Source organism: Inquilinus sp., from assembly GCF_039594555.1.
In the GTDB taxonomy this organism is placed as follows: Bacteria; Pseudomonadota; Alphaproteobacteria; order DSM-16000; family Inquilinaceae; genus Inquilinus.
The window spans coordinates 40,599-49,537 of record NZ_JBCNNF010000002.1 but is presented as its reverse complement, the minus strand read 5'-3'; the positions used below and the strand labels follow the sequence as shown (position 1 = coordinate 49,537).

Below are 8,939 nucleotides of genomic sequence, written 5' to 3'. Positions count from 1 at the left end.
GAACACCAGCAGGTAGATCAGCCGCTTGGCCCAGACATAGAGGTAGCCGGCGGTCTCGTCGCCCACCGGCAGCAGCCGCAGATGCGGATGCTCCGGCGTCAGCACCAGCCGGATCAGCATCAGGGTGACGCCGCTGATGATCGCCGCGTTGACCAGCGCCAGCACCACGGTGCGGACGAACCAGGGCGGGTCCAGCACCACCGCCATGGCATAGGCGCCGAGGACGAAGGCGATCAGCGGCAGGAAATCCAGCACCGCCTGGGCCAGCAGCAGCGGGATCTTGCCCCAGATCGAGGCCGGGGTCCTGCCGTCCAGCGCCGCGAAGGGCCGGCGCAGCAGCAGCCGCATCAGCCAGCCGGCGGCGATGCCGGCAAGGATCACGCCGAGGACGTTGAGCAGGACCGTCGCCCAGCGCTGCCGGGCGGCCGGGTCGGACAGCTGGTCTCGGGCCCAGACGGCCAGCTCCGGCAGCCGCGCCAGCGTGGCGCCGATCTCGGCGACGGCGCCGGTGACGTCGCGCACCTTGTCCGAGACCACGACCAGGGCTTGGCTGCCCACCGTCTCCAGCGCGCTGCGCTCCTCCTGCTGCTGCGCCTGGGCCTGCAGCAGCAGCTGCAGCCGGGCGATCAGCTCGGCCCGCTGCTTGTCGTCCTGCAGCGTGGCGATCAGCGCCTTGACCCGCTCGGGGTCGGCCGGCTGGTCGGCCGCGGCGGTTGGCGTCGATGACGCGGATACACCCGGCACCTGGCCGGCGGCGAGGCCGGGCGCGAGCAGGACCAGGAGCAGCAGCAGCGGGCGGAGCAGTCGGATCATCGGCTCGGTCGGGCTGTGGACGGGCGGTGTTCCGGATCGCCCCCCATCCTTCCCCGCCCTGCCCTCTGGATCAACCCGTCCGTCGGGGCCATCTTTGGGGCCTGACAGGAAGCAGCGAGGGAAGGCAGCGGCGATGGCGGATGATCTCGGCTCGGTCCGGCCGAAGCTGGTCGAGAGCAAGAAGCGCTGGGCGCGCGAAGGCCGGCTGCTGACTGGCGATACGGCGGATCCGGAGCGGGACCGGCTGCCGCCGGGTCAGCGCCTGGTGGAGAACTGGCCGGTGCTCGACCTCGGCGTGCAGCCGGAGATCCCGCTCGACAAATGGCGGCTGACCATCGACGGGCTGGTCGAGGCCCCGGCGGTGTGGCGCTGGGATGACATCCTGGCCCAGCCGGAGTTCGAGGACGTCTCGGACATCCATTGCGTCACGTCCTGGTCGCGCTACGACAACCGCTGGCGCGGCGTGTCGGCCCGGCACCTGCTGTCGGTGGTGCGGCCGAAGCCCGAGGCCAGGCACGTCGTCTTCCACAGCTACGACACCTACACCACCAACGTCGCCCTCGACGCCTTCGCCGAGGAGGATGTGCTGCTGGCGACCCATCACGACGGCGAGGCGATCCCGGTCGAGCATGGCGGGCCGCTGCGCGTGATCATGCCCCGCTGGTACTTCTGGAAGAGCGCCAAATGGGTGAAGCGGATCGAGTTCGTCGCCGCCGACCGCCCGGGCTTCTGGGAGGAGCGCGGCTATCACAACGAAGGCGACCCCTGGCAGGAGCAGCGCTACGGCTGAGGCCCCGGGCCATGCCTTCCCTTGTCATTGCCGGGCTTGACCCGGCAATCCAGAAGGCGTCGACGCTCTCTGGATGCCCGGGTCAAGCCCGGGCATGACAGATGGGGAGCAGGGCCAAGTCCCTACCTCGGCATCAGGTTGCGCAGCGGGTCCGCGCCCGGGTTGCTCTTCTGGCCCAGGAAGATGGTCCGGGCGGCGGTGCCGAAGCCGTAATAGGCATCGTTCCGGCCCTGGTCCTCGCTGATCACCGTGCCGTCCAGCGTGCCGCCGGCGAACAGGCCCTTGTTCTGCGAGAAGGCGTACATGTCGGCGTTGGTGTTGAGGCCGGTCGAGGCGCCGACGCCGGCGCCCAGGGTGAACAGCGCGCCGGTCAGGTCGGCGCCGACGGTGAAACTGCTCTGCTCCACGGCCCGCAGGCCCTTGTCGGTCATGATGGTCAGCACGAGCTGCGACACCTGCCCGCCGATCTGCAGGCCGAAGGAGCCGCCGCCGACGCCGTAGAAGGCCGGGTAGCTCCAGTTGCCGTCCGGCAGCCGCACCAGCATCACGGCATTGCCGCCGCGGCCGCCGAAGATGAAACCCCCGCGCAGCAGCTCCGGCGCGATCAGCACCGCCTTGGCACCCCGGATGTAGCGCGGCAGCTGCGTCAGCTCCGGTGAGGCCAGCAGCGTCTGCAGCGCGCCGCGGCTCTCATCGACCAGGAGCTGCGCGTCGCTCGGCGTGGAGGTGTTGGAGCCACAGGCGGAAAGGGTGCCCGACAAGGCCAGCCCTGCGGCCGACGCGCCTGTCAGGCGAAAGAAGTTGCGGCGGTCGATCATGGGCGGGCCCTTCTTCAGATTCCACATGAAGAATCGTGGTGTAGCGCTAAACGATCAATACATCTTTTCCGTTCCAAATGGCAGATTCAGGGCGACGACTCGCCAGCTTTCGGGGCCGGAGCGCGACCGGATGAAGTCCATCCGGGTCAGCGACAGCGTGTCCACTACCAAGCGCAGCGCCCGTTCGCCGTCGAGGTCCAGCGCCAGCGCCGCCGCGGCGCGGATGGTGCCGGCATGGGCGACGGCGACGATGTCGCGGCCGACATGGGCGCCGGACAGGGCCTGGACCGCCGGCTGCACCCGGCGCATCACCGTGTCGAAGCTCTCGCCACCGGGTGCGGCATGGGCGGAGGGGTGCGACCAGAACGGGTCGTGGCGCGGCAGCGCGTCATAGACCTCGCGGCTCGGCCGGCCCTGCCAGGCGCCGAAATCCTGCTCGATCAGCGCCGGCTCGACCACCGGCATGGCGGCCTCGCCCATCGCCGCCAGCAGCGCCGCCGCGGTCTCGGCCGTGCGGCGCAGCGGCGACTGCAGCCACATGGCGCCGCGCGGCAGCTTGGCGGCGAGCGCCGCGACCGCAGCCGCGTCGGAGGTGTCGGCCGCAAGGTCGAGCCGGCCGTAGAGCAGCTTGTCCGGGTTGATCGCCGGGGCATGGCGGACCCACCACCAGCGGGTCGTGCTCATGATGCCGCCGCGGCGCACAGCACCGCGACCTCCGCCAGCTGCTGGGCGGCGCCGAGCACGTCGCCGGTCTGCCCGCCGATGCGCCGCCGCGCCAGCCCGGCCAAGGCCCAGGCGGCGAGCGCCGCCAGCGCCAGCGCCGCCAGCCCGTGCCGCAGCCCGAGCAGCAGCAGGGCAAGGCAGAGGGCGAGACCGAGCGCGGTGAACACGGCCTCGGACCGCGGCCGGCCGGCGCCGGCGCCCAGCCCGTCGGGCCGCGCCGGAGGCAGCCAGGCCAACAGCGCCGGGCAGGTCGCCCGCGACACCGCGCCGGCGGCGGCCAGGGCGGCGACCCCGGTCCGTGGATCCCAGGCCAGCGCCGCCAGGGCCGCGGCGCGCAGCCCGACCGACAGCACCAGGGTCAGGGTGCCGTAGCTGCCGATGCGGCTGTCGCGCATGATCTCCAGCGCCCGCTCGCGGCTGCGGCCGCCGCCGAAGCCGTCGGCGACATCGGCCAGCCCGTCCTCGTGCAGCGCCCCGGTCAAGAGCGCCTGCGCCGCCAGCGCCAGCAGCGCCGCGACCAAGGCCGGGGCGCCGAGCCACAGCGCCAGCGCCCAGACCAGCCCGGCGGCGAGGCCGATGCCGGCCCCGGCCAGCGGGAACAGCCGCATCGACCGCGCCAGCGCATCGGCCGGCGCGTCCGGCGGCCAGGGCACCGGCAGCCGGGTCAGGAAACAGGCGGCGACGCGCAGATCGCGCAGCAGGTCGTCCATGGCACCCCGGTTAGTCGATCAGAGACCGTTTGGAAATGCGCTGGCGTGAGTCGGCTGGCGGTGGTTTCGAGAACCGGAGCGCAGCGGACGTTAAGTCCGTGAGCACCGGAAGCGGAGAAACCGCCGTCAGACGGCCACACCAGTAGCATTACCAAATGGTCTCAGATCATCCGGCGGATCGCGCGCTTGCGCCACACCAGCCGGTAGAAGGCGATCTGGCCCAGCGCCATGACGATGAAGGCGACCGGATAGGCGATCCAGATGCCGTCGATGCCGATCTGGCGGCTGAGCAGCCAGGCCACCGGCACCTCGACGCCGAGAATGGCGCAGAGCGAGATTGCGGTCGGCGCCAGCACCGTGCCGCTGGCCCGCATCACCGCCGCGACCACGCCGGCGATGCCGAAGACGATGTAGCTCCACAGCGTGATGTGCAGCAGGTCCTGCGCCAGCTCGATCACCGGCTCGCTGGTCAGGAACAGGCCCATCAGCGTGCGCGACAGCAGGGTGCAGATCGCCACCAGCCCGCCGGTGACGGCGAGGTTGAGCAGGATGCCGGTGCGGGTGATGGCGCCCAGCCGGTCGACATGTCCTGCGCCGATCGCCTGGGCGCCGAAGATCGAGGCGGTGATGGCGATCGAGATCGCCGGGAACTGGACGTAGCTGATCACCTGGTTGACCGCGCCATAGGCGGCGGTGGCATCCGAGCCGAAGCCGTTGACGAAGGACAGCACCGCCACCTCGGCCAACGACACCAGGACGAGCTGAACGCCGGAGGGCAGGCCGATGCGCAGCACCGAGCGGAGGATGCGCGGGTCGATCCGGAGATAGCGCAGCAGCACGGCATCCGGCGCCAGGGCATGGCCGCGGCGGCGCAGATGGAAGGCCAGCCACACCAGGGCGGCGAGGAAGGAGACGATCGCGGCGTAGGCGCCGCTGAGCACGCCCATCTGCGGCAGCCCGCCCCAGCCGCGGATCAGCGCCGGGGTCAGCACCAGGCCGATCGCAGTCTGGAACGCCAGCACCAGCAGCGGCGTCACCGTGTCGCCGACGCCGCGCATCATCGAGGTCACCAGGATGAAGACGAACAGCCCCGGCATGGCGATCAGCATGATCCGGGCATATTCGGTGGCATCGGCGAGGATGTCGGGCGGGGTGCCGACGGCGGCCAGAAGCGGCCGGGTGAAGGCGCCGCCGAACAGGGCGACGACGATGCCGGCCAGGATCGTGACCGTCAGCGTGGTGCCGGCCACCGCCTTGACCTTGTCCGGCTCGCGCGCCCCCCAGGCCTGGCCGATCAGCACCGCCGAGCCGGCGCCGAGGCCGATGATGAAGGAGATGAAGAAGAACAGGATCGGGAAGAAGGCAGACACCGCGGCCACCGCACCGACGCCGATCATCTGGCCGAGATAGATGTTGTTGACCGTGCCGGACAGCGCCTGCAGCACGTTGCTGAGCATCATCGGCCCGAGGAACAGCAGGAACGCCTTCCACAGCGCCGGCGCGGCCGGCGCCGATCCCGCGGTGGCCGGCGACGCGGCCGCGTCCCGGTCGGTCGCGTCCGACATGGTGTTCCTCCCCTCTGGCGATCGGCAGGGACGTTATCCTAGACGCCCCTGCCCGTCCGCCCCCGATTTCTCGGGGTCGGCGCTGCGCCGCCGGCACGCAACCCCGGGCCTCGATGCGTGTTATATAAACGGCTGTTCATTTACAGCCGATGGCGAGACCGTGCCACGCCCCCGCACCATCCCCGACGAAGCCCTGCTGGACGGCGCCCTGGCGGTGATGCGCCGGGCGGGGCCGCAGGGCATCACCTTCGCCGCGGTGGCGGCCGAGACCGGGCTGTCTGCGGCGACGCTGGTGCAGCGCTTCGGCGGCAAGGCGGCGCTGATGCAGGCGGCGCTGTTGCGGGCCTGGGACCTGCTGGACGCGCGCACGGCGGAGGCCGACGCCGCGGCTCCGCCGGGACCGGCCGGGGCGGTGGCGCTGCTGGTCGCGCTGTCCGGCGACTATGACGCCGCGGCGGACTATGCCGAGGGGCTGCTGGTGCTGCGCGAGGACATGCGCGACCCGGCGCTGCGCGCCCGCGGCGCCGCCTGGGGCGAGACGCTGGCGGCGGCGCTGGGCCGGCGCCTGGCCGATGCCGCCGGCCCGCGGCCCGATCTCGGCCGGCTGATGGCGGCGCAATGGCAGGGCGCCGTGCTGTGGTGGGGCTTCGAGCGCGGCCGCCCGCTGCGCGACGCCGTGACCGCCGGTCTGGAAGAATTCTGCCGGGCGATCGGGATGTCGGTGGACATCGAGCCGGACCGGATGGGCCGGAGCCGCCCCCTCACCCGAAATCGCTGACGCGATTTCGACCTCTCCCCAAGGAGAGGTAAAGGGGCCGCGGCTCGGATTCCCCTCTCCCTGGGGGAGAGGGAGGGGCCCGCCGCTTGCGGCGGGAGGGTGAGGGGGCTTCGGACCGGGCCGTCGAGACGCTCCATCCGACCGCGGTCAGAACGCCGTCCGGTCGCGGCTGCGGGAATCGTCGACCCGGCGCGAGACGTAGATCTCGCCCAGCCTCGCGGTCCGGCGCCAGGGCCGCGCCTTCTCCAGCGCGATCTCGAAGGCCGGGTCGCCGCGGTCGAGCGTGGCGAAGACCAGATCGGACTCGCCGTCCCGATTGCCCTCGGCCAGCACCATACCGTCCGGCCCGACAAGGCAGCTCGGCTGTCCCGGGCTGCACTGCGCCGGGTTGGCCAGACCGATCCACAGGCAGGTCGCCGCCGCATGGCCGCGCGCCAGGACGCCGAAGACCGGGTCGCGGGAATAGGCAGAGACCAGCACGGCGTCGACGCCCAGCGCCTCGTACTCGGCGAACAGCTCGGGGAACACGATCTCGATGCAGATGGAGCAGCCGAAGGTGAAGCCGTCCACGCTGAAGGTCAGCGGCGCCTCGCCGGGCGAATACCAGCCGGTGATCTCGGTGTGGGAGCAGCGCCGCTTGTCATAGCGCCCAGCCAGGGCGCCGGCGTCCGAGATCAGGTAGAGGCTGTTGTGCGGCCGGTGCGGCGCGGTCAGCGGATGGGCGCTGCCCAGCACCACCCACAGGCCGAGGCTGCCGGCCAGGGCCGCCGTCTCTTCCAGCTCCTCGCGCAGCGCCGGCCAGTCGACCTCGTCCCAGCCGGTGAGCTCCGACTTGGCGTAGCCGGAGGCGGCGCCTTCCGGGAACTGCACCAGCCGCGCCCCGCCGGCGGCGGCACGGCGCATCAGCCCGCGGATCTCGCGGCCATTGGCGCGCACGTCGCGATCGACCCGGCTCTGGGCGATGGCGATCCGCAAGGTCCCGGCCATGGTCTCAGCCCTGTCCGTTCGTCTCGCCCTCGGTGACCCGGCTGGGCAGCAGCTCGCCCGAACGCTCGAGCACCGGATAGGCGGCGGCCGCGACGATGTGGCCGTTCACCCGCTTCATGTCGCGCAGCAGGTCGAGATGCAGGGCGCTGGTCTCCGCCGTGTCGCGGCGGCCGGCGCGCAGCCGGTCGAAATGCGACTGGGTGGCGGCCGCCTCGAGGTCGCGGAAGGTCACCTTCTCGTCCACCAGCAGCCGCGCGGCGCGGCGGTCGTCGGTCATGAACAGCGACGCGGCGGTGCGCAGGTTGGTGACCAGCCGGTCCATCATCGCCAGCAGCTCGGCCTCGCCCTCCTTCGAGAACTCCAGCCCGCGCTTCATCCGCTTGGCGCAATGCGGCAGCAGGTTGCGGTCCACGACATCGCCCGCCTGCTCCATGTTCATGGCGAAGTTCAGGATCTCGCCCAGCCGGCGGTGATCCGCGTCGCTGAGCGATTCGGGGTCGAGCGAGGTCAGGTAGGTCTTGATCGCGGTGTTGAGGTGGTCGAGCACGTCGTCCATCCGCCGCGTCTCGGCGATCACCTTGCGGTCGCCCTTGTGCAGCGCGTCGCGGGCGCCGTGCAGCATCGTCTCCAGCACATCGGCCAATCGCATCGCCTCCCGCGCGGCGCCGCCGAGGGCGACGATCGGCGTCTCCCGCGCCGCGGCGTCGAGATACAGCGGCCGCGACGGGTCGGCCGGGTCCACCCGGCGCGGCAGCAGGCGCTGCAGCAGCCTGGAATAGGGCGCCAGCAGCGGGAAGAACACCACCGCCAGCACGACGTTGAACAGGGTATGGAAATCGGCCACCGCGCGGGCATTGTCGGAGTCGATCGTCACCATCCACTCGCCGATCGGCTCCAGCGCCGCCAGCACCAGGACCACGCCGATCGCGCGGGCCAGCAGGTTGCCGACCGGCAGCCGCCGGTTGGCCGGATCGTCGCCCGACGCGCCCTCCAGCACCGGGTTGATGGCGGTGCCGAGATTGGCGCCCAGAACAAGGGCGAAGGCGCTTTCCGGCGGCACCACGCCATTGGCGGCCAGCGACATCACCAGCAGCACGACCGCAACGCTAGAATGCACCGCCCAGGTGAAGGCCGCGGCCAGCACCGCCGCCAGCACCGGGGTGGTGGCGACGGCGCCCAGCATCAGGCGCAGGCTGGGCGCGTCCTCATACGGCACCATCAGCTGCAGCAGCTGGTGCAGCGCCATCAGCATCAGGCCAAGGCCGATGAAGACCCGGCCGAGATCGTGCGTCTGGGTGGTGGTGTCGCGCCGGAACAGCACGAAGCCGATCAGGATCAGGGCCGGCGCCGCGGCCGCGACGTCGAAAGACAGCACCTGGACGATCAGCGTGGTGCCGACATTGGCGCCGAGCATCACCGCCAGGGCCGGCACCAGCTCGACCAGCCCGCCGGCGGCGAATCCCGCGACCATCAGCCCGGTGGCCGTGCTGCTCTGCAGCACCGCGGTGACGCCGATGCCGGCCAGCACGGCCAGGAACCGGTTCCGCAGCGCGCCGCCCAGCACGGCGCGCAGCTTCGGCCCGAAGGTGCGCTGGATGCCGGTCTGCACCATATGCGTGCCCCACAGCAGCAGGGCGACGTAGCCGGCGAGGTCGATCAGGGTGATGGAAAAGCTCATTCTCGATTCCGAAAGGCAATCGCCTCCGCCCCCGTCTTCCCATAGGCTTGGAGTCCAACCGGGTGGGCCGGAACGAC

At 71.6% G+C, this 8,939-nt stretch carries 8 protein-coding genes and 1 pseudogene; 2 read left to right on the top strand and 7 right to left on the bottom strand.

Annotated features, from left to right (window positions below; genetic code table 11):
* Window positions 1-813 (bottom strand): annotated as a pseudogene (locus tag ABDW35_RS00525) (hypothetical protein); the annotation flags it as partial.
* A 133-nt stretch (window positions 814-946) separates the two neighbouring features.
* On the opposite strand from ABDW35_RS00525, the gene ABDW35_RS00520 reads away from it, so the two are divergent.
* Window positions 947-1,603 carry a sulfite oxidase-like oxidoreductase gene (locus ABDW35_RS00520; protein WP_343711880.1) on the top strand — a complete coding sequence of 219 codons (657 nt, stop codon included), beginning with the start codon at window positions 947-949 and terminating at the stop codon, window positions 1,601-1,603.
* A gap of 122 nt (window positions 1,604-1,725) precedes the next feature.
* Here ABDW35_RS00520 and ABDW35_RS00515 read toward each other — a convergent pair whose 3' ends face one another.
* The 4 genes from ABDW35_RS00515 to ABDW35_RS00500 form a co-directional block, all read right to left on the bottom strand.
* Window positions 1,726-2,421, bottom strand: coding sequence for a lipid-binding SYLF domain-containing protein (locus ABDW35_RS00515; RefSeq protein WP_343711879.1), 696 nt, complete (start codon window positions 2,419-2,421; stop codon window positions 1,726-1,728).
* A gap of 54 nt (window positions 2,422-2,475) precedes the next feature.
* Window positions 2,476-3,105, bottom strand: coding sequence for a histidine phosphatase family protein (locus ABDW35_RS00510; RefSeq protein ID WP_343711878.1), 630 nt, complete (start codon window positions 3,103-3,105; stop codon window positions 2,476-2,478).
* Window positions 3,102-3,854 (bottom strand): adenosylcobinamide-GDP ribazoletransferase, encoded by a 753-nt coding sequence (gene cobS / locus ABDW35_RS00505; RefSeq protein WP_343711877.1) that lies wholly within the window; start codon window positions 3,852-3,854, stop codon window positions 3,102-3,104. Before cobS ends, ABDW35_RS00510 begins: the two co-directional genes overlap by 4 nt.
* Before the next feature lie 161 nt (window positions 3,855-4,015).
* Entirely contained in the window at window positions 4,016-5,419 is a 1,404-nt protein-coding gene (locus ABDW35_RS00500; protein ID WP_343711876.1) for an MATE family efflux transporter, read from the bottom strand.
* A 160-nt stretch (window positions 5,420-5,579) separates the two neighbouring features.
* On the opposite strand from ABDW35_RS00500, the gene ABDW35_RS00495 reads away from it, so the two are divergent.
* The gene (locus ABDW35_RS00495; RefSeq protein WP_343711875.1) at window positions 5,580-6,197 is read left to right on the top strand and encodes a helix-turn-helix domain-containing protein; all 618 of its coding nucleotides are present in this window, start codon (window positions 5,580-5,582) and stop codon (window positions 6,195-6,197) included.
* Window positions 6,198-6,344: 147 nt separating this feature from the next.
* On the opposite strand, the gene ABDW35_RS00490 is transcribed toward ABDW35_RS00495, so the two are convergent.
* Together ABDW35_RS00490 and ABDW35_RS00485 are read right to left on the bottom strand one after the other, a co-directional pair.
* Entirely contained in the window at window positions 6,345-7,184 is an 840-nt protein-coding gene (locus ABDW35_RS00490; protein WP_343711874.1) for a carbon-nitrogen hydrolase family protein, read from the bottom strand.
* 4 nt (window positions 7,185-7,188) lie between these two features.
* Window positions 7,189-8,862 (bottom strand): Na/Pi cotransporter family protein, encoded by a 1,674-nt coding sequence (locus ABDW35_RS00485; protein WP_343711873.1) that lies wholly within the window; start codon window positions 8,860-8,862, stop codon window positions 7,189-7,191.
* Window positions 8,863-8,939: the final 77 nt, after the last annotated feature.

Bases quoted from the DNA above. Each gene is read 5' to 3' on its own strand.
- cobS (WP_343711877.1), bottom strand. From the start codon at position 3,854: ATGGACGACCTGCTGCGCGATCTGCGCGTCGCCGCCTGTTTCCTGACC.
- ABDW35_RS00520 (WP_343711880.1), top strand. From the start codon at position 947: ATGGCGGATGATCTCGGCTCGGTCCGGCCGAAGCTGGTCGAGAGCAAG.
- ABDW35_RS00485 (WP_343711873.1), bottom strand. From the start codon at position 8,862: ATGAGCTTTTCCATCACCCTGATCGACCTCGCCGGCTACGTCGCCCTG.
- ABDW35_RS00500 (WP_343711876.1), bottom strand. From the start codon at position 5,419: ATGTCGGACGCGACCGACCGGGACGCGGCCGCGTCGCCGGCCACCGCG.
- ABDW35_RS00490 (WP_343711874.1), bottom strand. From the start codon at position 7,184: ATGGCCGGGACCTTGCGGATCGCCATCGCCCAGAGCCGGGTCGATCGC.
- ABDW35_RS00515 (WP_343711879.1), bottom strand. From the start codon at position 2,421: ATGATCGACCGCCGCAACTTCTTTCGCCTGACAGGCGCGTCGGCCGCA.
- ABDW35_RS00510 (WP_343711878.1), bottom strand. From the start codon at position 3,105: ATGAGCACGACCCGCTGGTGGTGGGTCCGCCATGCCCCGGCGATCAAC.